Source organism: Rhodoferax fermentans, assembly GCF_002017865.1.
Taxonomy (GTDB): Bacteria; Pseudomonadota; Gammaproteobacteria; order Burkholderiales; family Burkholderiaceae_C; genus Rhodoferax; species Rhodoferax fermentans.
Map to the genome: position 1 here is coordinate 2,545,064 of NZ_MTJN01000002.1, position 26,259 is coordinate 2,571,322.

Sequence of the window (26,259 nt, forward strand, 5' to 3'; positions counted from 1 at the left end):
AACCAGGCTGGGTGTCCTGCGTCCGTGTCAGGAGGTACAGCCCGTTTAGCTGCTGTGTTTTTCGCGTTTGTCTGTTGTTCAATCCGTCGTTTTAAAGGAGTTACTCCATGCACATCGAACCTGGCCTTGTTGAAGGCGCCAAAATTTTCCTCAGCTACGCCACCGCCGCCGGTGCCTTGGCGTATGCCGCCAAACTGGCCGTCAGCACCATCAAACGTGATGGCCTGACCGCTTTGGCACTGCGTTCGGCCATGGCCGTTGCTTTGGTGTTCTGCTTTTTTGAAGTGTTGCCGCACCACCCGGTGGGTGTCTCCGAGGTGCACCTGATTTTGGGCACCACCTTGTTGCTGGTCTTTGGTGTGGCGCCTGCGGCCATTGGCTTGGCCGGTGGCCTGTTGGTGCAAGGTCTGTTTTTTGCACCGTTTGACCTGCCGCAGTACGGCATGAACGTCACCACCCTGCTGGTGCCGCTGTTTGCCACCGCTGCCCTGGCGCGCAAGATCATTCCTGAGAGCACTGCCTATGTGAACATTGGTTATGCCCAGGCCTTCAAGCTGTCGGTGGCTTACCAAGGTGGCATCGTGGTGTGGGTCGGCTTCTGGGCCTTGTATGGCCGGGGTGTGGGTGCTGAGAACCTGGCCAGTGTGGCCAGCTTTGGCGCAGCCTACATGACCATTGTGTTGGCCGAACCCCTGATCGACCTGGGCGTGTTGGCATTGGCCAAGATGATGCACCGCCTGCAAGGCTCGGTCGCTGTCGACAAACGCCTGTACAGCGCGGCCTGATCCATGGTGCAGCCCAAGCCCGGATGCGTCTGGTTTGTGGGGGCCGGTCCTGGTGACCCGGACCTGATCACCGTCAAGGGCCGCGGGCTGATCGAGCGCGCGGGCGCCATTTTGTTCGCTGGCTCCCTGGTCAGCGAAGCTGCTACCCGCTGGGCACCAGCGGATTGCGTCATTGTGGACAGCAAGGACATGACCTTGGAGGAGATGTCGGCCTGGCTGATCACCCAGGCGGCGCGCTGCGAGACCGTGGTGCGCTTGCAAACCGGTGACCCCGGGCTGTATGGCGCCTTGATCGAGCTGGTGCAGCCGCTGGATGCTGCGGGTGTGCCGGTGCAGGTGGTGCCGGGGGTGTCCTCGGCCATGGCCTCTGCGGCAGCGGCAGTCGAGAGCCTGACCCTGCCCGAAGTCACCCAGACCGTGATTCTGACCCGCATGGAAGGGCGCACGCCCATGCCTGAGGGTGAGTCGCTGCAGGAACTGGCGGCGCACCACAGCACCTTGTGCATCTTCTTGAGCATCACCTTGATGGGGCAGGTCACCGCTGCGCTGCGTGCAGCGGGCTGGTCGCCGGATGCGCCGGTAGTGGTGGTCCACAAAGCCAGCTGGCCCGGTGAAGAAAAAATTGTGCGTGGCACGGTTGACACCATCCAGGCCCTGTGCCGCGAGGCGAAGCTGGTCAGCCAGTCGATGATCATCGCCAGCCCGACACTGGGCGCCCGGCATTGGACCACCCTGGCCAAGTCCAAACTCTACGACGCCAGCTTCACCCACCGTTTCCGGCAGGCCAGCGTGCCTGCTTCTCAACTTACCCTGGATACCCCATGACCTCTGACACCATTTTGCTGGTGGGCCACGGCTCACGCGAGGCCTCCGGTAACGACGAAATCCTGGCTTTTGCCCAGCAGTGGCGCCAACGTCAGCCGAGCTGGTCGATCGAGGTCTGTTTTATTGAACTGGCCGACATCACGCTGGCGCAAGGTTTGGCCACCGCCGCCGCCAAGTCGGGCCGGGTGATTGTGGTGCCGCTGATCCTGAATGCGGCAGGCCACGTCAAGATGGATATTCCGCAGGCGATTGACGCAGCGCGTGTCCGGTTTCCACGGGTGCAGTTTTTGTACACCCCCGAGTTGACCGCTTGCGACCTGCTGTTGAAGGTGGTGCTGCGCCGCCTCAAAACCGCGATGAAGTCGCTGGACATGCCCGACCCCACCACCACCGGTGTGGTGCTGCTTGGGCGCGGCTCATCTGACCGCCATGCCAATGGCGAGATGGCCAAAATGGCGCGCTGGGTCATGGAAGAAACCGACCACCCACTGGTGGATGTGGCCTTCACCGGCATCACCTACCCGCGTCTGGAAAAAGTGGTGCAGCGCCAGCACCTGCTGGGCATGACACAAGTTGCGGTGTTGCCGTATTACCTGTTCAACGGCACGCTGATGGAGCGCATCGTGCGCCAGGTGGCCAACCTCAAGACGCAGTACCCCACCGTGCGTTTTGCACTGACCAACTATTTTGGGTTTGAGCCCGAGGTGTTTGAGGTGCTGGAGCAGCGTGTCAACGATGCCCGCCTGGGTCGCCCCGCAGCGATGATGGCCTGTGATGGCTGCAAGTTCCGCGAGTTTGCCGTTGAACATGGCCAAGGCGGTCACCTGCATGACGATGGCACACACCACGGCCATGACCATGCACACCCGCACGAACACGACCATCCTCATGAACATGAACACGGTCACCACCATCCCCATCCCCATCCCCATCCCCATGTCGGAGCCCCGGCATGAGTTTGCCCACGCCCAATGTCATCACCGAACAACTCACCGCCGCTGGCCGCGCCATCGAGCACGATTCGTTTGCGGTGATCGACCGCGAAGCCGGTCCCCACAACTACGCACCTGAACAGTGGCCCGTGGTGCGTCGCATGATCCACGCCAATGCCGACTTTGACTTCAATGGCTTGACCGAATTCCACCCCCAGGCGGTGAGCGCCGGGTTGGCGGCCATTTTTTCGGGCCAGGCTCGTGTGGTGGCCGATGTCGAGATGATTTGTGTGGGTCTGTCTGCCCCGCGCCTGGCGCACTTTGGCATCAGCACCCACCAGTTCATCAGTGATCCTGATGTGATTGAGCTGGCTCAGGCACAGGGCACCACGCGTGCGGTGCAGGCCATGCGCAAGGCGCACAGGCTGGGGCTGCTCGATGGCGCCATCATTGGCATCGGCAACGCCCCCACCGCTTTGATCGAGGTGGTGCGGCTGATCCGCGAAGAGGGTGTCCGCCCGGCCCTGGTGGTTGGCATGCCGGTGGGGTTTGTCTCGGCGGCTGAGTCCAAGGACCTGATGGCCTTGCAGAGTGATGTGCCCTGGGTGGTGATCCGTGGCCGCAAGGGCGGCTCGACCCTGGTGGTGGCGGCCATCCACGCTTTGCTGGGCATGGCGGAGGCCAAGGCCAACAGCAAGGACAGCGCCGCGTGATGGACAAAAGTGTGCCGCGTGGCACACGCACCGGTTTCACCACCGGTGCGTGTTCCGCAGCGGCGGCGCGAGCAGCGGTCATCGGCCTGGTGACCGGTCAGGTGCCTGACAGTGTCGAAAGCCAGTTGCCCAATGGTGACTTGGTGACTTTTGCCGTGCACGATGGTCGTTGTGACGGGGTTTGTGCCCATGCCATGGTGATCAAGGATGCGGGTGACGACCCCGATTGCACCGACAAAGCCCATTTGACGGCCGATGTGTGCTGGCAAGCCGACTCACCCGGCCGGGTGTTGCTGGCCGGTGGTGTCGGGGTGGGCCGGGTGACGATGCCCGGCTTGGGCCTGGAGGTGGGTGGCCCGGCCATCAACCCGGTGCCACGCCGCAACATCGAAGCCAATGTGCGCCAGGCCGCCGGGGCGTTGCTGGATAACGCAGGGCTGGTCGTGACGATTTCGGTGCCACAAGGCCAGGAGATGGCCAAAAAAACCACCAACGCCCGACTGGGCATTCTGGGTGGCATTTCCATTCTGGGCACCACCGGCATCGTCAAGCCGTATTCCACTGCCGCTTACCGCGCCAGCGTGGTGCAGGGCGTGCATGTGGCGGGTACCTTGCCCCAAGGTGTGGTGGTGCTGACCACAGGTGGTCGCACCGAGAAGTTTGTCATGGAACAGCTGCCCCATCTGCCCGAGGCCGCCTTTGTGCAGATGGGCGACTTTCTGCGTTACGCCATGAGCGCGGCGGTGAAAGCCGGTGTGAAGCAGGTGGTGATTGGCGGTATGGTGGGCAAACTCACCAAAATCGCCCAGGGAGAAACCATCACCCATGCCGGGCGTGCCGATGTGGACACCGGGCTGCTGGCCGATCTGGCGGCTGAACTGGGTGTGGCAGCCGAGGTGTGTGCCGACATCCGCGCCGCCAAAACCGCACGTTATGCCGGTGAACGCATGGATGAACTCGGCTTGGGCACGGTGTTCCACACCACTCTGGCGCAACGCGTGGTGCAGACCTTGCGTCTGACCTACCCCGATCAGTTTGATATTCAGGTGCTGGTGTGTGACTTTGATGGGCACAAGATTGCCCAGTACCCATGAACAAGGACGCCATGAAAAATTTGGACAAGTGCCGTGTGTTGGGCGTGCTGGACGATGGCGCGACCAGCCTGAGCCAGGCTGCGCTGACCCATCTGGCACAGGCGCAGTTGGTGATTGGAGGCACACGTACGCTGGAACTGCTGGCCGAGCACATCGCGCCGCAGGCCGAGCAGCGTGACCTGACCGGTGTGATGTCGCAGGTACCGGAATGGATTCGCGCTGCGCTCGATGAAGGCCTGCGCGTGGTGGTGTTGGCCACTGGCGACCCCTTGTGCCATGGCATTGCCGCTTACCTGGCCTCGCGCCTGTGTGTCGAGGTGATCGAGGTGCTTCCCAATGTCTCGACCCTGCAACTGGCCTGCGCCCGACTGTGTCTGCCCTGGCAGGACATGCGTTTTGTCTCGGTGCACAGTCGCGATGCCGGGGAGTGGGTGGCCGGATCACCACCCAGCCATGGGCTGTATGGTTTGCTGCGTGAACTGCGCCAACACGACCGCCTGGCGGTGTTGACCAGCCCGGCCAACTCACCTGATCGCATCGCCCGTTTGCTGGTCACCGAAGGTCTGGACAAGGATTGGGAGATGGCGGTGGCCGAGCGCCTGTGTCAGCCGCAGGAGCGTGTGGTGAGCAGCTTCAGCATCGAAGCCGCCACGCAGATGAGCTTTGCCGAACTCAATGTGGTGCTGCTGTGGCGCAACACGCTGCGTGCGTCGCCGGTGTTGTTTGGCCTGCCGGACGCCAGTTTTGCCCAGCGTCACCCGGAAAAAGGCCTGATCACCAAAAACGAGGTGCGGGCTGTGTCCTTGGCGCGCCTGCAACTGCGTCAGAACAGCGTGGTCTGGGACATTGGTGCGGGCTCGGGCTCGGTCGGGCTGGAGGCGGCCCGCTTGTGCACGCAGGGCCATGTCTACGCGATTGAAAAAAATGCCGACGATTGCGCCAATGTGCTGCAGAACCGCCGCGCTTTGGGCATCAGCAACCACAGCCTGGTCCACGGCAAGGCGCCCGACGGCCTGGCCGACTGGGCCGACCCCGATGCGGTGTTTATCGGTGGTTCGGGCGGCGAGCTGGCCGCACTGATTGGCCTGGTGTTACAACGCCTGCGTCCAGGCGGCTGGCTGGTCATGAACTTTGTGACGCTGGAAAACATGGCCACGGCGGTTGAGGCGGTGAAACAACTCGCAGCCAACTGGGATGTGCTGCAGTTGCAGGCCTCGCGCAGCCAGCCGATTCTGCACATGCACCGCATGGCCGCAGAAAACCCGGTCTGGGTCGTCTGTGCCCAGGCAGGATCTGCCTCGATCACTTCTGAATTTGTAGCAACTCATGTCTAAAAACGGTACTCTTTTTGGTGTTTCCCTGGGCCCCGGCGACCCCGGCCTGATCACACGCCGGGCCTGGGCCTTGTTGGAGCGCCCTGATGCCATCTGGACCTACCCGGTGCGCAGCACGCGCTCGGACAGTTATGCGCTTGACATCGCCCAGCGCGCCGGTTTGCCCTTGCCCACGCAGCATCTGCCGCTGCTGTTCCCGATGACGCACGATGCAGAGAAACTGGCGCGCCATTGGCTCAAGGCAGCAGAAACCGTGCGTGACTTGCTGGCCACCGGCCAGGATGTGTTGTTTCTGGTGGAAGGGGACGCCTCCACTTACGCCAGCTTCAGCTACCTGGCGCGGGTGCTGCGTGAGCTGGACCCCGCCGCGCAGGTGCAAGTTGTGGCGGGCGTGAGCTCGTTCAACGCGGTGTGTGCCACGGTGCAGGTGCCGCTCTCCGAGCAGGACGACACCATTGCCATCGTGCCCGCTGCCTATGGCATCCATGCGGTGGAAAAAATGCTCGACGATTTCGACACCCTGGTGCTGATGAAGGTGAAGCCGCTGCTGGACGAGCTGATCGACTTGCTGGAGCGACGTGGCTTGCTGGCCCACAGCTGCCTGGTGGAAAAAGCGGGGTCCCCGCTGGAGCGGGTGGTGCGGGATGTGGCCAGCCTCAAGGGCACCCAGGTCAACTACCTGTCTTTGCTGCTGGTGAAAAATCCGGGCCGAGAAAAAGGCCCGATGGTGCGTGGTTGTCGCAAAAAGACCAGCGCCGAGCTGGCAGAGGAAGCCGTTGAATGAGTGAACAGATCTCTCCCCTTGTGACCGAGCCGGTGCCGCGTGTGGTGCTGATCGCCATCACCAAACACGGCGCACAACAAGCCGCGCTGCTGGCGCAGCAGTTGCCCGTCGCCCATGTGTGTGTCGCCGACAAGTTTGCCCCGCTGCTGGCCGGTATCAGCAACCCGGTGCAGACCTACAGCGGCCCGTTTCGGGATGAAGTAGCGCAGCTCTTTGCCAACTTTGACCAACTGGTGTTTTTTGTCTCGCTCGGTGCGGTGGTGCGCTTGATTGCGCCCTACCTCAAAAACAAGGACGAAGACCCCGGTGTGATTGTGGTGGACGATGCCGGGCAGTTTGTCATTCCGGTGCTCTCTGGCCATATCGGTGGCGCCAATGCCATGGCCGAACAAGTTGCCGCGTTGCTGGGGGGGACCGCAGTGCTGACCACCGCGTCGGACGTGGGCAAGACCATTCCCGTCGATATTTTGGGGCGCGAACTGGGCTGGCGGGTGGAGTCGCCCAAGATCAACATCACCCGCGTGTCTGCCGCCGTGGTCAACCAGGAGCCGGTGGCGCTGGTGCAAGAGGCGGGCAGCCCCCACTGGTGGACCCGTCCGACACCCTTGCCAGCCAACATCCAGCGATTTTCCCGCTTGGAAGATGTGGATCTGGACCAGTTCAAGGCGGTGTTGTGGATCACCCACGCCGAAGTCACCCCCGCGCGCTGGGAGCAACTGCATGAGCGGTTGGTGGTCTACCGGCCGCCGCAGGGGCAGGGCGCATGAGTGTGGCGACATCGGGCGTCGCGATTGGTCTGGGCTGTGACCGGGGCACCCCCCTGGCCACGGTGCTGCAGGCGCTGTATGACGCGCTGGCGCAGGCTGGTCTGAGCCGTGCCCAGGTGCGGGTGTTGGCCAGTATCGAAGCCAAGTCCGATGAGCTCGCTTTCCTCGAACTGGCCAAGGCAGGCGGCTGGCCGCTGTGTTTTTTCAGCGCGGCCGAACTGGCGGTGGTGCAGGTGCCCAATCCGTCCGAGACCGTCTTGCGATACATGGGCACCCCTTCGGTGTCCGAGGCCGCTGCGTTGCTGGCGGCGGGGGCACAAGCCGATCAGTTGCTGGTCGAAAAATTCAAACACCAAGGCGTTGACGGAAAAAACGCCACCATTTCCATTGCAAGGATGACGCATGACCGAGATTGTTTCTGAAGCTTCTGTGACCTCCCCCCCGCAAGGCAAGATCATGCTGGTGGGCATTGGCCCGGGCAGCTTCGCCCAGATGACCCATCGCGCGGTCGAAGCCATTGCCGAGGCCGATGTGGTGATCGGGTATGTCACCTACATCAAGCTGGTGGCCGATTTGCTCGAGGGCAAAGAGGTCATCCGCAAAGGCATGACCGAGGAGCTGGACCGCGCGGTGCATGCGCTGGAGAGCGCCCAGGCGGGCAAAAAGGTGGCGCTGATCTCCAGCGGCGACGCCGGGGTCTACGGCATGGCCGGCCCGACCTATGAGGTGCTGTTCCAGGCGGGTTGGACACCGGACAGCGGTGTGCCGGTGGAAATTGTGCCGGGCACCTCGGCCATCAATGCCTGTGCCTCGCTGGTGGGGGCGCCGTTGACGCATGACTTCTGCTCGATCTCTCTGTCGGATCTGCTGACACCCTGGCCGGTCATTGCCCGTCGGCTGGAGGCCGCTGCTGCGGCTGACTTTGTGGTGGCGCTGTACAACCCCAAGAGTGGGCGGCGCACCCAGCAGATCGAACAGGCGCAGTACCTGTTTTTGCGGCATCGCTCGCCCCAGACACCGGTGGCGGTGGTCAAGTCGGCCTACCGTCGCCGCCAGGCGATTGTGTTCACCACCCTGGACAAGATGAGTGACTGCGACATCGGCATGCTCAGCACCGTGCTGATCGGCAACAGCAACACCTTTGTGCGCGACGGCCTGATGGTCACCCCACGGGGTTACGCCAACAAATACGACATGCAAGGCGACGGCAGCGCACGTGAGGGCGAAAAGCGGGGTCGCTCCCTGTCTACTGGCCTGCTTGGGTGGATGGCCAATTTACACGCTGACTTTGCTGAAGGCATCAGTCTGACGCAACTGGCACAGCTTCACCATCTGCCCGCAGACTATCTGGAGCTGGTGCTCAGAACCCCGCTCGAAGAAGAAGAGACGCCTGGTGCTGACGAGGCCGAGGCATGACTGAGGTGATCAAACCCAAAATTGGCGAGTACAAACGCCATCTGCTGATTTGCACCGGCCCACGTTGTGCCCAGGACGGCGCGGCGCAGGCCCTGTTTGACAGCCTGGGTGACAAGTTCAAGGCCGCCGGGCTGAACGACGGTGCGTTGCGGGTCAAACGCAGCCGGGTCAGCTGTTTTGCCGCCTGCAAGGGCGGGCCGGTGATGTGTGTGCAGCCGGACGGCACCTGGTACTACAACGTGACACCCGACAACATGGATCGCATCATCGAGCAGCATTTGGTGGCGGGTCAGCCGGTGGCTGATCTGGTGTTTCACCAAGGCCCGGGAGACTGCCATGAGTGAGCAGACCGCGATCCCAGGACAGGGTTTTGTCTACATCGTGGGTGCCGGTCCCGGCCCGGCCGACCTGATGACCTTGCGTGCGCTCAACCGCCTGCAGCGCGCCGAGGTGGTGGTGCATGACCGGCTGATCACACAAGAGGTCCTCGACCAGATTCCGGCCAGCGCTGAGCGCCTCTACGTGGGCAAGGCCCTGGGCAACCATTCGGTGCCACAAGACCAGATCAATGCCTTGCTGGTGCAACATGCCCAGGCCGGGCGACAGGTGGTGCGGCTCAAAGGTGGTGACCCCTTCGTGTTTGGGCGCGGCGGTGAAGAGGTGCAGGCGCTGCAAGCCGCCGGCATCGGCTTTGAGGTGGTGCCGGGTGTGACGGCAGCCAGCGGTTGTTCGATGGCCGCAGGCATCCCGCTGACCCACCGCGACTTGGCTGGTAGCTGTGTGTTTCTGCCCGGCCATCTGGCCGATGAAAGCAGCGGGTATGACTGGTCGGCTCTGGCACGCCCGGGCCAGACCCGGGTGTTCTATATGGGTGTACAGCGCCTGCCGCACATTGCCCAGCAACTGATCTCGCATGGCCTGGCACCTGACACCCCGGCTGCCGTGGTGCGCGACGGCACCCGGACCAGCCAGCGTGTCTGGGCCACCGGGCTGAGTCGGCTGGTGACGCTGGCACCCTCTTATGGCCCTCAGCCGGGGCTGGTGATCATTGGTGAGACGGTACAACTGAGCCCGCACTACAACCAGGTGTGAGGCCGGATGGGTCTGTCGGCCGGTTTCAGGCATGGGGAGTACATTAGGTCCTTCTCGTTTGAGACCCAAGTGCATGACCAAACCCATCCAAATCGCCGCGCCCGATCCCCGACAAAACCAGATCCTGGCGGCCTTGCCCAAAGCTGAATACGAGCGCATCCTGCCTGACCTGGAGCTGGTGGCCATGCCCCTGGGCTGGACCATGTCGGAGTCGGGTGACCATGTGCGATACCTGCACTTTCCGGTCTCGGGCATCGTGTCCTTGATTTATGCGCTTGAAGACGGCTCCTCCAGCGAAATTGCGCTGGTGGGTAACGAAGGTCTGGTGGGTATTTCGATCTATATGGGCGGCGACAGTCTGCCCAGCAGCACCGAGGTGCAAAGCGCCGGCCAAGCCTACCGCCTCAGCCGCAAGCTCATGAAACAAGAGTTTGAGCAAGGTGGTCAGCTGCAACACCTTGCACTGTTGTACACCCAGGCGCTGATTTGCCAGACCTCGCAGATGGCGGTGTGTAACCGGCACCATTCGGTGGAGCAGCAGTTCAGCCGCTGGTTGCTGATGAGTTTTGACCGCTTACACAGCGACAAAATGATGATCACCCAAGAGCAGATTTCGCACCTGCTGGGCGTGCGCCGCGAAAGCGTCACTCAGACCGCAGGCAAGCTGCACAAGGAAGGCTTGATCACCAAGGCGCGTGGCAGCATCAGCATGCTCGATCGCGGCCAACTGGAGGCGCGGGCCTGCGAGTGTTACGCCGCTGTCAAAGAAGAGTGTGAGCGGCTGCTGCCACCACCCAAGACCAGGCATTGATCGGCCATACTGGTCGTCTTGTTTGCTATCTGTTAGATAGCTACTGGCCATTTGTATGAAAGGGCTTCAGTCGATTTTTGTGCTTAAAACGGTGGCCTTGCATGTGCCCGTGAAGGCGGCACACGGCATGCATCAGCTGATGGCGTAGCTGCGGCCTAGCCCATCACCGCGCGTTGTACATCGTTTTGCAGGCTGCGCAGGTGGGCCCGCACCGCACCCCGGGCGCCTTCGACATCCTTGTTGCGCAGCGCCCGGATGATCTCGCGGTGTTCATGGTGGTTTTCCTTCTGGCGGTGCAGGGGGCTGTGCAGACGAAACAGCCGGGCGTCATCTCGCAGTTGCTGGATCAGCAGGGGCATCACGATGTTGCCGCTGGCATGGGCGATGAACATGTGGAAACGGTCGTCAAAATGCCAGTGCTCGGTCTCGGTGTGTTCGCCCAGGTTGAGTGCATCCACCTCGGCATCCAGCCGGTCCAGGTCAGCCTCGTCTATCTTGCCCATGGCCAGGGCGATGGCTTCACACTCCAGCAGTTCGCGGGTGCGCATGGCATCAAAGTACTCCTTGGTGCCGACACTGCGTACCGAGTACGAGCGGGCGTCGCGCCGCACCAGCAGGCCTTCACCCGCCAGTCGCCCCAGCGCCTCGCGCATCGGTGTGCGCGAGATGCCCAACTCTTCAGCAAGTTTGCCTTCGAGCAAGGTGCTGCCGGAAGAGATCTTGCGGTCCAGGATCAGCTCGCGCATGCGGTGATACGCCTGGTCCGACAGGCTGGATGAGCGCACCTCCAGGGAGCCCAGCGGTGGCAAGGTGGTGACAGATTCCAGATCGCTCGACATAGTTATGTTGACCCTTTTTTGCCTGTGGCAGACGTGTCCAGATTATCGCGTCACAGCCATTTCGCCAAAGGGCTGCCAGCCACCGGTTCGCGTGGGCGCAAACAGGGTAAAAACTGGCCTTCCCCGGCCTGTGCGGTGAATACCCCGTCGTGCCAGACGGTGCGCCCGCGTGACAGGGTGTGGGCTGGCCAGCAGCGCAGGCTCCGACCTTCGTAAGGTGTGTAGTCGCAGGCGCTGTGCAACATCTCAGCCTTCAGCTGCCGCTCCTGTCCCGGTGTATACATCTCCCAGATCACCAGGTCAGCATCGCTGCCCACGGCAATCGTGCCCTTTTGCGGGTACAGCCCATAGAGTTTGGCCGGGTTGGTCGAGGTCAGGGCCACAAAACGCTGCAGGTCGATGCGACCGGTGAGCACACCTTCACTCATCAGCAGCGGCAGCCGGGTTTCCACACCGGGGATACCGTTGGGCACCAGGTTGAACGGGGCGGTCGGACCGGCGATTTTTTTGCCCTGTTCACCACCGTAGTTGAACGGTGCATGGTCGGACGAGACGATGGTGAACAAGCCGTTGGCCAGGCCGGTCCAGACCACTTCCTGGTTGCCCTTGTCGCGCGGTGGCGGGCTGCAGATGCAGCGCATGCCGTAGGCGCCGTCGTCGTTCTGGGGCCCCAGGTCTTCCGCACTCAGCAGCAGGTATTGCGGGCAGGTCTCGGCAAAAATCGGCAGGCCCCGGCCACGCGCCCAGTGGATTTGCTCAATCGCCTCTTTGCCCGACACATGCACGATCAGGATCGGGGTGTCGAGCAGTTCCGACAGGGCAATGGCGCGGTGGGTGGCCTCACGCTCCACCACCATCGGGCGCGATTGGCTGTGGTAACCCGGCGCGCTCAAGCCCGCGGCCAGCAGTTGTTCGGTCAACCAGCCGATGCAGTCGCTGTTTTCAGCATGCACCATGGTCATGGCGCCATGTTTGCGCGCGGTGGCCAGCACCTCGATGATCTGGCGGTCACCCAGCTTCATGTCGTCGTAGGTCATGTAGATCTTGACCGAGGTGTAGCCCTCGGCAATCAGGCGCGGCAGCTCGTCCTGGATCAGCTTGGGCGAGGTGTCCGAGACGATCAGGTGGAAGGCGTAGTCAATCACCGCCTTGCCCTTGGCACGTTGGTGGTAGTCATCCACCGCATCCTGCAGGCTGTGGCCGCGTTGCTGTGTGGCAAACGGGATCACGGTGGTGGTGCCACCACAGGCGGCGGAGCGGGTGCCGGTGAAGAAGTCGTCGGAAAACACCGAGCCATCACTGGTGGGTTGGTCCAGGTGCACATGGCCATCGACCCCGCCAGGGGTGACCAGGCGCCCGCAGGCGTCGATCACTTCGGCAGCGCTGGCGCTCAGGGTCTGGGCGATGGCCACAATGCGGCCGTCCCGGATGCCGATGTCGGCGCTGTAGCGGTCGGCGGCGGTGGCAATGTCGGCGTTTCTGATGATCAGGTCAAAGTCTGTCATGGGCAGGGCTCCTGTCGGAAAGAGGTTTCAGCGTTGTTCGATGACTTCAGCCGCCCGGATGCGGGGCTCGCTCTCAGAGGCATTGCCGTAGGCACGGCCATAGTGGCGCTCGATGCGGCGCTGCACAAAGTCCCAGGCCGAGGTGAGCAACAGGTAATACAAAGCGGCCACCAGGAACAGCTCCAGCACCATGAAACGCTCCTGGATCAGCACCTGGGTGCGACGCAGCAGTTCCTCCATGGAAATCACCGAGGTCACTGACGTTGTTTTGAGCAGACCGTTGATGCTGTTGCCCAGGGTTGGCACGATCAGGCGCATCGCCTGCGGAAAAATGATGAAACGCAGGGTCTGCGCACTGGTGAAACCCATGGCGCGGGCCGCGTTGGTCTGGCCCACCGGGATCGACTGGATGCCGCCCCGCACAATCTCGGCCAGGTAGGCAGCCTCGTTCAGAATCAGCCCGATCAGCGCCGACTCGATCACCGAGAATTTCAGGCCCAGCTGGGGCAGGCCGGTGTAGATGATGATCAGCTGCACCATCAACGGTGTGCCACGGAACAGCCAGATGTAGAAATGTGCCGGGGCGTAGAGCCAGCGCCGTTTCGACAGGCGCGCCAGGGCCAGGCCACAGCCCAGCACCAGGCCACCGGCAATGGCCGCCAGCGTCAGCCAGACGGTGGTGAGCACCCCCCCCAGGATGAACGGGTTGAACAGATAGTCGAAAAACCCCGACCAGCTCCAGCCTTGACCCATGACTTGTCTCCTAGAGGGAATGTTTGCAACGTTGCTTAATTGGCCGGACCTTTGACCACCATGGCGCCATCAGCGGACTTCACACCGTAGCTGCTGAACAGCTTCTGGAAGCTGCCATCGGCCCGCATGTCGTTGAGCACCTTGGCCACGCTGTCAGCCAGCGGTTTGTTCTTGAGGGCCAGTGCCACCGGTGTCGGGAACAGGCCGGAGAGCACACGTTCAAAGTCGCCCCGTTTCTGGTATTCGGTCGCGGTAGAGTCGATCGACAGGGCCACTTCCACCTGACCGGCGCGCAGCGACTGGAACGACATCGCAAAGTTGTCAAAGGTGCGAATGTTCATGCCCTTCAGCCCCTTGTCGGTGAGCTGTTTGTCCAGCTCGCGGGTCTTTTTCTCTTCAAACCCACCGAGCTCCACACCAATGGTTTTGCCCGACAGGTCTTCCACCTTGCTGATCTTGCCCGGGTTGCCCTTGGCGGTGGAGATGCTGATGGCCTGGTCTTCGTACACCACCATCTGCATCAGTTTGGCGCGTTCTTCGGTGTAGAAGATGCCAGTGTTGATCATGTCCCAGCGGCCGGCCTGCAGCCCGGGCACCATGGCTGAGAACTCGATACGCACATACTCTGGCTTGAGGCACAGGCGTTTGGCGATCTCTTCACCGAGTTCCACACGCATGCCTTTGAGGGCGCCGTTCTGGTCGACAAACTGCATGGGTGGCAGGGTCGGGTTCACCGACATGGTCAGCACCCCTTTTTTCACCAGGGCCGAGTCCGGCACGGGGTATTTGCAGTCTGCGGCCTGTGCATGGGCGGCGAAGAAGGCGGTGGTGATGGAGACAGCGGCAAGTGCGAATTTCATGGTCAAAATCCTTTGGGAGCGGTTGAAGACAGGAAGGGCAGGGGGAACAAATGGGTTCAGGCAATGGAATTCAACAAACCGAGCTTGTTGAGTTCATGGCGCAGCTCGGCCGCATCTGCGGCAGGCAGCGGCAGGCGTGGAGGACGGGGTGTACCCACCGGCAAACCCATCATGCCTAGCGCATCTTTGGAGGCGGCCACATAACGGTGACCACCAACCCAGCGCACGATCGGCAACATCTTTTTGTACAAGGCCAAGGCTTTGTCCATGTCCTTTTGGTCAGCCACCAGTTCAAACAGCTGGGCTGACATGGCAGGAATCAGGTTGGAACACACCGCCACCCAACCCTGGGCACCCAGCCAGAATGACTCGTAACCCAGAATGCCGGCAAACACCGTCATGCGGTCACCACACAGGTCGATGATGTCGCGCACCCGGGTCACCTCCAGGGTGGACTCCTTGATGTAGCTGCAGTTGTCGATCTGCGACAACCGCGCCACGATGCTGGGGGTCAGGTCGACATTGGCGGTGGCCGGGTTGTTGTAGAGCATGATCGGGATGTCGATGGCTTCACCCACCTTGCGGTAGTGGGTGAACAACTCGTCCTCGGTCGGGCAAGAGTAATAGGGCGGGATGATCATCACCCCGTCCGCACCCATGGATTGGGCTTCCTTGCTGAGGCGCACACAGTCGTCGGTCCATTCCGCGCCGGTACCAATGAGCACTGGCACCCGCTTGTTGGCGGTCTGGATGCAGGTTTCAATCACCAGCTGGCGTTCATCGGGGGTCATCGACAGGAACTCGCCGGTGCTGCCCAGAGGAATCAGGCCATGGATGCCTTGCTCAATCTGCCAATTCACCAGACGCTTCAAAGCCGGGACATCCACATGCAGGCCATCCGCAGTGAAGGGCGTGATCAGGACGGTGTAAGTGCCACGAAAAGAGGTCATAGGTCGCTCGCTCTGTGAAATGAAAAGAAGGTTTGAAGAATTTGTATTCGCAAAGTATACGTGTATTATACGTATACGTTCAAACTTCGATGTAATTCACGACAACTTGCCACCATGACGGCGCGTCTTACTCACCCCCTGATCCAAAGCACCGGTCGCCCGGTGTTTTTCTCCTATGACGGCCAGACGCTGCAGGCGCTGGAAGGGGAAACCATCGCCGCCGCTCTGGCCGCCCATGGCATCCGAAGCTTGCGCCACACCCGTGATGGCCAGCGTCGCGGCCTGTACTGCGGCATGGGCGCCTGCCAAGAATGCTTGGTGACCGTGGATGGCCTGGGCAGTCAACGCGCCTGCCTGACCAAGGTGCAGGACGGTCAGGTGGTGACTGCTGCCTTGGCACCCAACGCACCCGACGGGTTGGCCAGCCAGGCTGCAGCGCGATCCCTCACACCACCACCTCAGAAAGAGCCCAACACGATCCAGATTGAGGTGCTGGTGGTGGGGGCCGGGCCAGCCGGTTTGTCCGCCGCTCTGGCTGCACGCAAAAGTGGTGCCAAGGTCACGGTGCTGGACGAGCGACCTCATACCGGTGGCCAGTTCTACAAGCCGCTGGCGCCGTCCCAGGTCGCGGGGCAAGCGCTCGATAAACAATTTGCAGACGGCTTACGTCTGACCCGCGATGTCTTGGCCGCCGGGGTGGAGATCCAGCAAGGCGCCCAGGTGTGGGCGGCCCTGTCTGCTACCGAGGTAGGGGCGGTCGTGGATGGGCATGCCACGGTGTACCACTGCCAACAGCTGGTCATTGCGGCGGGTGCCTATGAGCGCCCGGTGTCTTTTCCCGGCTGGACCTTGCCGGGTGTGATGACCACTGGCGCCGGGCAAACCCTGGCCCGGGCTTACCGTGTGGCACCGGGGCAACGGGTGGTGATTGCGGGCAACGGGCCGCTCAACCTGCAGCTCGCAGTGGAGTTGGTACGTGGCGGCGCCAAGGTGCTGGCGGTGCTGGAAAGTGCACCACGCCCTAGCCTGCGGCACTGGCGTGAGCTATTGCTCGCTGGTCGAACGGGGGCTGACTTGCTGCTTGATGGTGCACGCGCGTTGGCGACACTGCGCCGCTTTGGTGTGCCGGTGTTGTGGGGTCACACGGTCACCGCCGCACGGGGGCACACCGAGCGCGGGCTGGACACGGTATGCGCCGCTCAGTTGGATGGCCAAGGGCAGTTGGTGCCTGGCAGTGAACGCAATTTTGAGGCAGACGCCCTGTGCGTCGGCTACGGCTTCATTCCCTCCACAGAGCTGCCCCGTATGCTGGGCTGTCAGCACCGGTTTGTGGCACGTCACCTGGGCTACCTGGCCACGGTCACCGATGAAGAAGGCCGCAGCAGCCTGCCAGGTGTCTGGGTGGTGGGCGATGGTGCGGACATGGGTGGCTCGCGGGTGGCCGCAGCGCGCGGTAGTCTGGCAGGTTACGCCGCTGCCCGCCAAATGGGCTACAGCGGCGATGCGCCAGCGCAAATGCGAGAGCAACTGCAGCGCGCCCTGGACTTTCAGCGCGCCTTGTGGGCCATCTACCAGGCGCCCGAGCTGGATCTCTCAAAGGTGCCGGATGACACCCTGCTGTGCCGCTGCGAAAACATCAGCTTCGGTGATGTGCGCGCCCAGATCGCCAACGGGCGCGACACCCTGGCCGCCATCAAACGCAACACCCGCCTGGGCATGGGCCGCTGCCAGGGGCGATACTGCGCTAACGTGGCAGCGCGCTTGCTGCATGAAACCCGTGGTGCCAACACCACGACGGAACAGTACTTTGCACCACGTGCACCCGTGCGCCCTCTGCCCGCTGGCGTACTGGCCTTTGAAAAACCCGAATGGGGTGGCCACCGGCCTGCCATCACGCCAAACCTGGCACGTCCCAGCGAAACCGAAGCGCTGGCACCGCAAAAAGCCGATGTGCTGGTGATTGGTGGCGGTGTGCTGGGCGCCAATCTGGCCTACTTCCTGGCCCAGGCCGGGCAAGACGTGCTGGTGGTCGAGCGAGACGACATCAACCTGCAGGCCTCGGGCGCCAATGCGGGCAGCCTGCATGTGCAGCTGTTGTCTTTTGACTTTGGTGACAAGGCCCAGCAAGGCGGTGGCCCGGCCGCCGCCACCTTGCCGCTGGGGCCGATGTCGGTGCGCCTGTGGCAGCAGATCCAGGACGACTGCGGGGAAGACCTGGAGGTCAAGATCACCGGTGGCCTGATGGTGGCTGACAGCGCCAAAGGCATGGACTTTCTGCAGGCCAAGGTGGCGCTGGAACGCAGCCATGGCATCGAGGCGCATGTGGTGGATGGGGGCGAACTGCGTCGCCTGTCACCCAGCCTGTCACCCAAGCTGCTGGGGGCTGAATGGTGCCCGATGGAGGGCAAGATCAACCCCTTGCGTGCCACCTATGCGGTGGCACGCCGTGCCACTGAGTTTGGCGCCCGGTTTTTACGCAGTTGCAATGTCGAGCGGATCGAGCCCAAAGTTGGTGCCCAGACCGGTTTCACGGTGTACACCTCGCGCGGGGTGATCCACGCGGGTCGTGTGGTCAATGCCAGCGGTGCCTGGTCCAGCGCGGTGGGGAACATGTTGGGTGTCAAGATTCCGGTCAAGGGCGCACCCTTGCAGATGATCGTGACCGAACCGGCGCCGCCCATGGTCAGCCACCTGATTGCCCATGCTGACCGCCACCTCAGCATGAAACAAGCGGCCACCGGTGGCCTGATCATTGGTGGCGGCTGGACCGCCGCCTACAACGAGGCGATGCGGCTGAACCAGTCTGAACGCAGCAGCATCGAGGGCAATCTCTGGGTGGCCAATCAGGTGTTGCCCGCGCTGTCCGGCCTGCATGTGCTGCGTACCTGGGCCGGTATGAATGTCAACATCGACGGCGCGCCGATCCTGGGCGAGGTGCCCGGTGTGCCGGGCTTTTTCAACGCCGTCACGTCCAACGGTTACACCCTGGCGCCGATTGTGGCCAAGCTGGTCACCGAGTTGCTGGTGAAGGGGCGCACCGACTTTGACATCCGCCCTTACAGTCTTTCCCGTTTCCTCTGAACCTTGTATGACAAACCTCGACAAAACCTCTGCCAAAGCTGCGATGCGCAGCTTCATTGAACAACATTTTGACCAGCAGGTGGACGCATTGGCGCGCCTGGTGCAGTGCCCGTCCGACAACCCACCCGGTGACTGCACCCCCCATGCGCTGGTCTCCGCCCAGTGGCTCAGCAGCATGGGTTTTGTGGTTGAACGCCATGAGGTGCCAACAGAGCTGGCGCAGCAGCACGGCATGCACAGTGTCACCAACCTGATCGTGCGTGAAACTTTTGGCAGCGGCGGCCCGGTGATCGCCTTGAACGCCCACGGTGATGTGGTGCCCCCCGGCGAGGGTTGGACCGACAGCCCCTACAGCGGTGTGGTCCGTGATGGCTGGTTGTATGGCCGGGGCGCGGCGGTGTCCAAGTCCGACTTCACCACCTACGCCTATGCCCTGTCTGCGCTGAAGCACCTGGCTCAGGAACAAGGTGTGGCTTTGCAGGGCCAGGTCGAACTGCACTTCACCTACGACGAGGAAACCGGTGGGTTGACCGGCCCGGGTTGGCTGCTCCAGCAAGGCCTGTCGCGCCCCGACTATGTGTTGTCAGCCGCGTTTTCGCACCAGGTGGTGGTGGCCCACAACGGCTGCCTGCACCTGGAAATCACCCTGCGTGGCAAGTCCGCCCACGCAGCCTGGCCCGACACCGGTCATGACGCGATCGAGGCCTGTGTGCCGCTGCTGTCGGCCCTGTACCGCTACAGCGATGGCTTGGCCGAGCATCCGTCTGCCACCCCAGGCATCAGCCACCCGACCCTGGTGGTCGGGCTGATCAAGGGTGGCATCAACACCAATGTGGTGCCTGATACGGTGACCCTGCGGGTGGATCGGCGCATCGTGCCGGAGGAAGTCCCCGAGCAGGTAGAAGCCGAGTTGCGTCGTGTCGTGGCCGAGGCGGTGGTAGCGCTGCCAGGCATCTCGGCCGAGGTCACACAAATCTTGCTGGCGCGCCCGTTCAAGCCGGTGCCGGGCGCCCAGGCTTTGACCGAGCTGGTCTGCCGAGAAGGCAGCGCGGTGCTGGGCACACCGGTGACGCCGGTGGGGGTGCCGCTCTACACCGACGCCCGGCTCTATAGCGAGGCCGGTATCCCGACCGTGATGTATGGCGCAGGCCCCGCCACCTTGCTGGCCGCCAACGGCCACCGGGCGGATGAACGCGTGCCACTGCGAGAACTGCAATTGGCCACCCAGGTGGTGGCCAATGTGTTGCTGGAACTGCTGGCGGCCTGAACACTTCAACCTTCACACTCTGAAAGTGACGACATGATCGATATCAACAATGTGAGCAAGTGGTACGGCAACTTCCAGGTGCTGACCGACTGCAGCACCCAGATTCACAAAGGCGAAGTGGTGGTGGTGTGTGGCCCCTCAGGCTCGGGCAAGTCCACCCTCATCAAATGTGTCAATGCGCTGGAGCCGATCCAGCGCGGCGACATCGTGGTCGACGGCATGTCGGTGACCGACCCCAAGGTCAACCTCAACACCTTGCGCTCCCGCGTGGGCATGGTGTTTCAGCACTTCGAATTGTTCCCGCACCTGACGATCACCGAGAACCTGACCCTGCCACAAACCAAAATCCTCAAGCGGGAAGACGGCGAGGCGCGCTCCAAAGCGGCCAGCCTGCTCGAGCGTGTGGGCCTGGCTGCCCATGCCCACAAATTCCCGGCACAACTCTCAGGCGGCCAACAGCAGCGGGTGGCGATTGCGCGCGCCCTGGCGATGGACCCGATTGCGATGTTGTTTGACGAACCCACCTCGGCACTCGACCCGGAAATGGTCAACGAGGTGCTGGACGTGATGGTGCAGCTGGCGCGCGAGGGCATGACCATGATGTGTGTCACCCACGAGATGGGTTTTGCCCGCAAGGTGGCACACCGCGTGATCTTCATGGACCAGGGCACGATTGTGGAAGACTGTGCCAAGGAAGAGTTTTTTGGCAACCCGCAAGCCCGCAGCGACCGGGCGCAACAGTTCCTGTCCAAGATCCTGCAGCACTGAGCTGGCGTCCAACAAAAAGCCCCGCTAGTCCGAAGACTGCGGGGCTTTTTGCTACATATGAAGTAGCTATCAGCCCTTTTTAAATAAGGGCTGGAGGCCAATTTCTTCTAGAGCTTACACCAGCAAGGCATTGACGCGCTTGACGTAAGCGGCCGGATCTTCGGGCAGGCCACCTTCGGCCAGCAGGGCCTGGTCGAACAGGATGTGGGCCAGGTCGTTGAAATGCACCGAACCGTCGAGTTTTTTCACCAGAGCGTGTTCGGCATTGACTTCGAGCACCGGTTTGACTTCAGGTGCGGTCTGGCCAGCCTGTTTGAGCATGCGCGCCAGCTGGGTGCTCATGCCGTGGTCTTGCACCACCAGGCAGGCCGGGCTGTCGACCAGGCGGGTGGTAACACGCACGTCTTCGGCCTTGTCTTTGAGCGCTTCCTTGAGTTTGGCCAGCAGCGGTTTGAAGGCTTCGGCAGCTTCTTCAGCGGCCTTTTTCTCGGTCTCGTCTTGCAGTTTGCCCAGATCCACCGCGCCTTTGGCCACGCTTTGCAGCGGGGTGCCGTCAAACTCGTGCACATAGTTCAACGCCCACTCGTCCACGCGGTCGGTCATCAACAGCACTTCGATGCCCTTTTTCTTGAACACTTCAAGCTGCGGGCTGTTTTTGGCGGCGGCCAGGGTGTCGGCGGTGATGTAGTAGATGGCTTCCTGGCCTTCTTTCATGCGCGCCTTGTAGTCGGCAAAACTCACGCTGGCGGTGTCAGACGTGGTGCTGGCAAAACGCAGCAATTTAGCGATGCGGTCCTTGTTGCTGTAGTCCTCGCCCAGGCCTTCTTTGAGCACCGCGCCAAATTCTTTGTAGAACTTGGTGTATTTGCCAGCGTTCTTTTCCGCTTCAGCCTTGTCTTCGGCGCTCAACACGTCGGTCACGCCATCAGCAGAGGCTTCCGGTGCCTTGTCGTGTTTCGCCAGGTCTTCAAGCATGCCGAGCACCCGTTTGGTGCAGCCTTCGCGGATGGCCTTGACGTCGCGGCTTTCTTGAAGCAGTTCGCGGCTCACGTTCAGTGGCAGGTCGGAGGAGTCGACCACACCTTTGACAAAACGCAGGTAGGTCGGCAACAGTGCCTCGGCGTCGTCCATGATGAACACACGCTTGACATACAGCTTGACGCCAGCCGACTTGTCGCGGTTGTACAGGTCAAACGGCGCCTTGCCCGGGATGTAGAGCAACTGGGTGTATTCGGTGCTGCCTTCCACGCGGTTGTGGGTGTAGGCCAGAGGTGCTTCCTGGTCGTGGCTGATCTGTTTGTAGAACTCGTTGTACTCGTCGGCCGAGATGTCTTTTTTGGCGCGTGCCCAGATGGCGTTGGCCTTGTTGACGGTTTCCCATTCGCCGGTCTTGACCATGCCACCAGGCTGGCGGCCGCCGTTTTCGTCGGACGGGTTGATCAGCTCGCCGTCTTTCCACTCTTCCTTTTCCATCAGGATGGGCAGGCTGATGTGGTCGGAGTATTTGTTGATGATGCCTTTGAGCTTCCAGGCGCTGGCGTATTCCAGGGCGTCGTCGTTGAGGTGCAGGATCACGCTGGTGCCGCGCTCGGGCCGGGTGATGGTTTCCACCTCGAAGTTGCCGGCGCCACCGCTGATCCAGCGCACGCCTTCTGTTTCTTTCATGCCAGCGCGGCGTGATTCCACGGTGATCTTGTTGGCCACGATGAAACCCGAATAAAAGCCCACGCCAAACTGGCCGATGAGTTGGGAATCGGTCTTCTGGTCACCCGAGAGTTTGGAGACAAAGTCCTTGGTGCCGCTCTTGGCGATGGTGCCCAGGTGATCGATGGCTTCCTGGGCGCTCATGCCGATGCCGTTGTCGGTGATGGTCAGTGTCTTGGCGTCCTTGTCAAACGACACACGCACTTCCAGATTGGGCGCGTTTTCGTACAGGCCGCTGTCGTTGATGGCCTCAAAACGCAGCTTGTCGCAGGCGTCGGAGGCGTTGGAGATCAGCTCGCGCAGGAAAATTTCCTTGTTGGAGTACAACGAGTGGGTCACCAGGTGCAGCAGCTGGGCGACTTCGGCCTGGAAGGAAAGGGTTTGTTTGCTCATAGGTTGTTGATGTTCTCAAAGCATTAAAAAAACCAGCGAGCCGAGGGCGGCTGGTACGCAAGCGAACCGGTATCTGGGGGTCAATCCCGGGAATTCAAGAGGCCAGGTGTGTTGTTTCTCTGGCCCCACAAGGACGAGAGCCGTTCGTCCCGAGTCGGTCCTTGAGTGGGGACCGGCTCAGGGCGAACGGCTCGTCAGACACCGTCAGGTCGCAGTCGCCCTTGGTCCGGGCTGCGGCGGCCTATGGCGTTGGGGCTAGGTGGCCAGTCCGCTGGCCTGTACAACACGCCAGCTTTTGAGCTGACGCAGCAGCACCGGCACCACCATGGCCACGCCAATCGCGGTGGCAGTCAGGCTCGGCGCCACCATCAGCAGCGCGGCGGCAATACACAGCGCCTGTTCCCAGCGTTTCATTTCCACCAGGCAGTATTTGGAAAACGCCATCGCCAGGAAGGTAATGCCCAGCACACAGCCGGTGAAGGTGATCGCAAAGTCGGCCCAGGTGAAGCCCTTGGCCACCAGAATCAACGAGGGTGAGAAGACAAACACAAACGGCACCAGCGCCTTGGCAATGCCCAGGCGGAACGCGGTGTTGCCGGTTTTGAACGGGTCGCTGCCCGCCATACCCGCCGCCGCATACGCTGCCAACGCCACCGGTGGCGTGATGTCGGCCAACACACCGTAATAAAACACAAAGAAGTGCGCCACCAGCGGCTCCACACCCAGCTGCACCAGTGTGGGTGCGGCCACCGTCACCATGATGATGTAGTTGGCGGTGGTCGGGATGCCCGCGCCCATCAGGATACAGACCGCCGCCGTCATCACCAGTGCGGCCAACAGCGTGAGTGACTGGAAGGCAATCAGGTAACTCGGGATGATGTTGCCCAGGCCTGCGGCAATGGCTTGTGCTGCACCGGTGATGATGAAGCTGATCTTGAAGCCCACACCGGTGAGGGTGACCACACCGATGACGATGCCCACGGTGGCCGCTGCGGCACCCACGGCCAGCGCATATTTGGCGCCGGTCTCAAAAGCTTCCACCAGCACACCCGGGGCGATGCGGCCGCGGATCTTGAAGCCGCGCATCATGCCCACGGTGACTGCCACACTCACCGCAAAAATGCCCAGCTTGACCATCTCGTCCAGGTGGGTGAAGGCAATGCTGGTGAGCGCCAGATGCAAGAGCACCATCAAGCTCCAGTTTTTGCCCGTGTTGCCTTGCACCGAGGTGGTCAGGCCCACAATGGCGCAGGAGGTGATGCCCACAAACGCTGCCAGGTACGGTGTGCGCCCGCTCACCAGAATGCTGATCAGCAGGAACAGCGGGATCAAGGTAGGCCAGCGCATCTTCAGGCTCTGGCGCAGTTTGGGCATTTCTTCCTCGGTCAAGCCACGCAGGCCATAGCGTTTGGCCTCAAAGTGCACCTGCATGAACACACCAAAAAAGTGCATAAACGCCGGAATGATGGCGGCGGTGATGATGGTCTGGTAGGGCAGGCCCAAAAATTCGATCATCAAAAACGCGGCAGCACCGAGCACCGGTGGTGTGATCTGGCCACCGGTGGAGGCGGCGGCCTCGACGGCACCGGCGAATTCGCGCTTGTAGCCTACCCGGATCATTGCCGGAATCGTCAAGGACCCGACCGTGACCGCATTGGCCACCGAGGAACCTGACAACATGCCAAACATGGCCGAACCAAACACACTGACCTTGGCCGGGCCACCGGCATAACGCCCGGCAATGCTCGACGCAATGTCCAGAAACAACTGCCCCAGCCCGATGCGGGTGGCCATCACGCCAAACAGCACAAAGTGAAACACATAGGTGGCGACCACACCCACCGCCACACCATAGATGCCTTGGCTGGTCAGGTACTGGTGGTTGATGAACTGGCTCCAGTTCGAGCCCGCATGCTGCAGCAAGCCCGGGAAATGCTGGCCAAACAAGGAATAGAAGGTGAAGCCCAGCGCAATCAGCGGCAGCGGCCAGCCCATGCTGCGCCGTGTGGCTTCGAGCAGTGCCACAAACAAAATGGTGCCAAACACCACGTCGTAGTTGTCCGGGTTGCCGACCCGAAACGCCAGGTCTTCAAAGGTGTAGGGGATGTAGAGCACGGCAATCGCCACCCCGATGGCCAGCAGCCAGTCGTACAGCGGGATGCCGCCGGGTGTGCCCAGGCTGTTGTGCACCTTGCGTTCACCCGCGCTTTTGCTGCCGGCAAACACCAAAAAGATCAGCGCCAGCACAAAGGCCAAGTGCACCCCGCGGTGGGTGGTTTCGCGCAGCAGGCCAAAACCGGCGGTGTAGTAGTGAAAGCAGCTCAGAAGAATCAGCAGCCACTTGATGAGCTGGGTGGCGGGGGGCACCGAGGGGCGAAAGCGCATCTCGGGGTCGAACTTTTCCTCCAGCGCCAGAAGCTGTTTGTCATCGGGCAGGACGGTGGGTATGGCACTCATGGGAAGTTTCTGGTTGGCTAAAAACGACAACGGGCGGAAGTGTTCCGCCCGTCGGGAATCACAACAAGACGGGCGCTTACTTCAGCACACCGGCTTCTTTGTAGAACTTCTCAGCACCAGCGTGGTAGGGAATGCCCACACCTTGCACCGCGTTTTGCAGGGTGATGTATTTGCCTTTCGCATGACCGGCGGCCAGTGTTTTTTGGGCGGCATCGCTGTAGAGTGCTTTGGTGATCTGGTAGACGGTTTCGGTGTCGACCTTGTCACTGGTCACCAGCTGTGCGCCCACAGCCAGGGTCTTGATGGCAGCCACACCCTTGTAAGTTTCGGCCGGGATCGAGTCCACCGCAAAGAAGCTGCTCGATTTGCGCAAGCCGTCAGCCTGTGGGCCGTCGATCGGCAGCAGCTCAATGCCGGCGCCTGCCGAAGCCAGCTCGGCAATCGCACCTGCTGGTGCACCACCGGTGAAGAAGAAGGCATCCAGTGCGCCGTCTTTCATCTTGTCACCAGCCTGGTTGGGCTTGATGTATTCGGGTTTGATGTCGGCCTCTTTGAGGCCATAGGCGGCCAGCACCAGGCGGGCGTTGATCAGGGTGCCGGAGCCGGGTTCGTCCAGCGCCACACGTTTGCCCTTGAGGTCGGCAATGCTCTTGAAGCCAGAGCCCTTCTTGACCACCACATGGATGCTTTCTGGGTACAGGTTGGCAATCATGCGCAGGCCCGCGACCTTGGGTTTGCCTTCAAAAATACCGGTGCCGGTCTGTGCCCAGGTGGCCACATCGGACTGGCTGAAACCGGCTTCCATCGCGCCGCCAGCAATGCCGTTGACGTTGCCGAGTGAGCCGTTGCTGGCTTGGGCGGTGGCAATGATCTTGCCAGGTTGGGACACGGCGTTGGCAATCATGCCACCCACCGGGTAATAGGTGCCAGCGGTGCCGCCGGTACCAATGCGGAAGAACTGCTGAGCGCTGGCGGTGCCAACCAGGGCGGCAGAAGCCAGGACGGCGGCGGCAAGGAATTTCAGTTTCATGCGTGTGAGCTCCTAAAGATTAGAAAACCGCGTCAGGCCGAAAATTCCGCTGGCCCAACGACGTAACAAGTTTACGCTGTGCACAGCCGTTGAAACGGC

General features: G+C 61.9%; 24 protein-coding genes. 16 read left to right on the forward strand and 8 right to left on the reverse strand.

What is annotated here, in order from left to right; translation table 11 throughout:
* Positions 1-107 precede the first annotated feature (107 nt).
* The 13 genes from RF819_RS11880 (at position 108) to RF819_RS11940 (ending at position 10,553) form a co-directional block, all read left to right on the forward strand.
* Positions 108-785, forward strand: a complete 678-nt coding sequence (locus tag RF819_RS11880; RefSeq protein WP_078365185.1) for an energy-coupling factor ABC transporter permease — start codon at positions 108-110, stop codon at positions 783-785.
* Between the two features lie 3 nt (positions 786-788).
* Positions 789-1,610, forward strand: coding sequence for a precorrin-4 C(11)-methyltransferase (cobM, locus tag RF819_RS11885; RefSeq protein WP_078365186.1), 822 nt, complete (start codon positions 789-791; stop codon positions 1,608-1,610).
* The gene (locus RF819_RS11890; RefSeq protein WP_078365187.1) at positions 1,607-2,566 is read left to right on the forward strand and encodes a sirohydrochlorin chelatase; all 960 of its coding nucleotides are present in this window, start codon (positions 1,607-1,609) and stop codon (positions 2,564-2,566) included. Before cobM ends, RF819_RS11890 begins: the two co-directional genes overlap by 4 nt.
* Positions 2,563-3,255, forward strand: a complete 693-nt coding sequence (locus tag RF819_RS11895; RefSeq protein WP_078365188.1) for a precorrin-8X methylmutase — start codon at positions 2,563-2,565, stop codon at positions 3,253-3,255. Before RF819_RS11890 ends, RF819_RS11895 begins: the two co-directional genes overlap by 4 nt.
* A complete protein-coding gene (locus tag RF819_RS11900; protein ID WP_078365189.1) occupies positions 3,252-4,349 on the forward strand; it encodes a cobalt-precorrin-5B (C(1))-methyltransferase in 1,098 nt (365 codons plus the stop codon). Before RF819_RS11895 ends, RF819_RS11900 begins: the two co-directional genes overlap by 4 nt.
* Before the next feature lie 11 nt (positions 4,350-4,360).
* Positions 4,361-5,683: a precorrin-6y C5,15-methyltransferase (decarboxylating) subunit CbiE gene (gene cbiE / locus RF819_RS11905; protein ID WP_242473245.1), complete on the forward strand. Its 1,323-nt coding sequence runs from the start codon at positions 4,361-4,363 to the stop codon at positions 5,681-5,683.
* Positions 5,676-6,467, forward strand: a complete 792-nt coding sequence (cobI, locus tag RF819_RS11910; protein WP_078365191.1) for a precorrin-2 C(20)-methyltransferase — start codon at positions 5,676-5,678, stop codon at positions 6,465-6,467. Before cbiE ends, cobI begins: the two co-directional genes overlap by 8 nt.
* Positions 6,464-7,234, forward strand: a complete 771-nt coding sequence (locus RF819_RS11915) for a cobalamin biosynthesis central domain-containing protein (protein WP_078365192.1) — start codon at positions 6,464-6,466, stop codon at positions 7,232-7,234. The genes cobI and RF819_RS11915 overlap by 4 nt, the downstream gene beginning before the upstream one ends.
* On the forward strand, positions 7,231-7,656 hold the full coding sequence (locus RF819_RS11920; protein WP_200224417.1) for a cobalamin biosynthesis protein: 426 nt from the start codon (positions 7,231-7,233) through the stop codon (positions 7,654-7,656). The genes RF819_RS11915 and RF819_RS11920 overlap by 4 nt, the downstream gene beginning before the upstream one ends.
* Positions 7,637-8,650 carry a precorrin-3B C(17)-methyltransferase gene (gene cobJ, locus RF819_RS11925; RefSeq protein WP_242473243.1) on the forward strand — a complete coding sequence of 338 codons (1,014 nt, stop codon included), beginning with the start codon at positions 7,637-7,639 and terminating at the stop codon, positions 8,648-8,650. The genes RF819_RS11920 and cobJ overlap by 20 nt, the downstream gene beginning before the upstream one ends.
* Positions 8,647-8,994: a (2Fe-2S) ferredoxin domain-containing protein gene (locus RF819_RS11930; RefSeq protein WP_078365193.1), complete on the forward strand. Its 348-nt coding sequence runs from the start codon at positions 8,647-8,649 to the stop codon at positions 8,992-8,994. Before cobJ ends, RF819_RS11930 begins: the two co-directional genes overlap by 4 nt.
* Positions 8,987-9,742 (forward strand): uroporphyrinogen-III C-methyltransferase, encoded by a 756-nt coding sequence (cobA, locus tag RF819_RS11935; protein WP_078365194.1) that lies wholly within the window; start codon positions 8,987-8,989, stop codon positions 9,740-9,742. Before RF819_RS11930 ends, cobA begins: the two co-directional genes overlap by 8 nt.
* A 73-nt stretch (positions 9,743-9,815) precedes the next feature.
* On the forward strand, positions 9,816-10,553 hold the full coding sequence (locus tag RF819_RS11940; protein WP_078365195.1) for a Crp/Fnr family transcriptional regulator: 738 nt from the start codon (positions 9,816-9,818) through the stop codon (positions 10,551-10,553).
* 155 nt (positions 10,554-10,708) lie between these two features.
* Here the strand turns inward: RF819_RS11940 and RF819_RS11945 are convergent, their stop codons facing one another.
* Genes RF819_RS11945 through dapA form a run of 5 tightly spaced genes read right to left on the reverse strand, consistent with a single transcriptional unit; the run spans position 10,709 to position 15,460 of the window.
* Positions 10,709-11,392, reverse strand: coding sequence for a GntR family transcriptional regulator (locus tag RF819_RS11945; RefSeq protein ID WP_078365196.1), 684 nt, complete (start codon positions 11,390-11,392; stop codon positions 10,709-10,711).
* 50 nt (positions 11,393-11,442) lie between these two features.
* On the reverse strand, positions 11,443-12,897 hold the full coding sequence (gene hydA, locus RF819_RS11950) for a dihydropyrimidinase (RefSeq protein ID WP_078365197.1): 1,455 nt from the start codon (positions 12,895-12,897) through the stop codon (positions 11,443-11,445).
* A 27-nt stretch (positions 12,898-12,924) separates the two neighbouring features.
* The gene (locus RF819_RS11955) at positions 12,925-13,650 is read right to left on the reverse strand and encodes an amino acid ABC transporter permease (RefSeq protein WP_078365198.1); all 726 of its coding nucleotides are present in this window, start codon (positions 13,648-13,650) and stop codon (positions 12,925-12,927) included.
* 35 nt (positions 13,651-13,685) lie between these two features.
* A complete protein-coding gene (locus RF819_RS11960; RefSeq protein WP_078365199.1) occupies positions 13,686-14,510 on the reverse strand; it encodes an ABC transporter substrate-binding protein in 825 nt (274 codons plus the stop codon).
* A gap of 56 nt (positions 14,511-14,566) precedes the next feature.
* On the reverse strand, positions 14,567-15,460 hold the full coding sequence (dapA, locus tag RF819_RS11965) for a 4-hydroxy-tetrahydrodipicolinate synthase (protein WP_078365200.1): 894 nt from the start codon (positions 15,458-15,460) through the stop codon (positions 14,567-14,569).
* A gap of 114 nt (positions 15,461-15,574) precedes the next feature.
* Here dapA and RF819_RS11970 point away from each other — a divergent pair, with 114 nt between their 5' ends.
* From RF819_RS11970 to RF819_RS11980, 3 genes are read left to right on the forward strand one after another with little or no spacing between them, the layout of a single operon-like run.
* The gene (locus RF819_RS11970; protein WP_078365201.1) at positions 15,575-18,541 is read left to right on the forward strand and encodes an FAD-dependent oxidoreductase; all 2,967 of its coding nucleotides are present in this window, start codon (positions 15,575-15,577) and stop codon (positions 18,539-18,541) included.
* Positions 18,542-18,548: 7 nt separating this feature from the next.
* Positions 18,549-19,808 carry a M20/M25/M40 family metallo-hydrolase gene (locus tag RF819_RS11975; RefSeq protein WP_078365202.1) on the forward strand — a complete coding sequence of 420 codons (1,260 nt, stop codon included), beginning with the start codon at positions 18,549-18,551 and terminating at the stop codon, positions 19,806-19,808.
* 33 nt (positions 19,809-19,841) lie between these two features.
* Positions 19,842-20,576, forward strand: coding sequence for an amino acid ABC transporter ATP-binding protein (locus RF819_RS11980; protein ID WP_078365203.1), 735 nt, complete (start codon positions 19,842-19,844; stop codon positions 20,574-20,576).
* A gap of 114 nt (positions 20,577-20,690) precedes the next feature.
* Here the strand turns inward: RF819_RS11980 and htpG are convergent, their stop codons facing one another.
* From htpG to RF819_RS11995, 3 genes are all read right to left on the reverse strand, one after another.
* The gene (gene htpG, locus RF819_RS11985; protein ID WP_078365204.1) at positions 20,691-22,673 is read right to left on the reverse strand and encodes a molecular chaperone HtpG; all 1,983 of its coding nucleotides are present in this window, start codon (positions 22,671-22,673) and stop codon (positions 20,691-20,693) included.
* Positions 22,674-22,928: 255 nt separating this feature from the next.
* Positions 22,929-25,130: a TRAP transporter permease gene (locus tag RF819_RS11990; protein WP_078365205.1), complete on the reverse strand. Its 2,202-nt coding sequence runs from the start codon at positions 25,128-25,130 to the stop codon at positions 22,929-22,931.
* 76 nt (positions 25,131-25,206) lie between these two features.
* Positions 25,207-26,160, reverse strand: a complete 954-nt coding sequence (locus RF819_RS11995) for a TAXI family TRAP transporter solute-binding subunit (RefSeq protein ID WP_078365206.1) — start codon at positions 26,158-26,160, stop codon at positions 25,207-25,209.
* Positions 26,161-26,259: the final 99 nt, after the last annotated feature.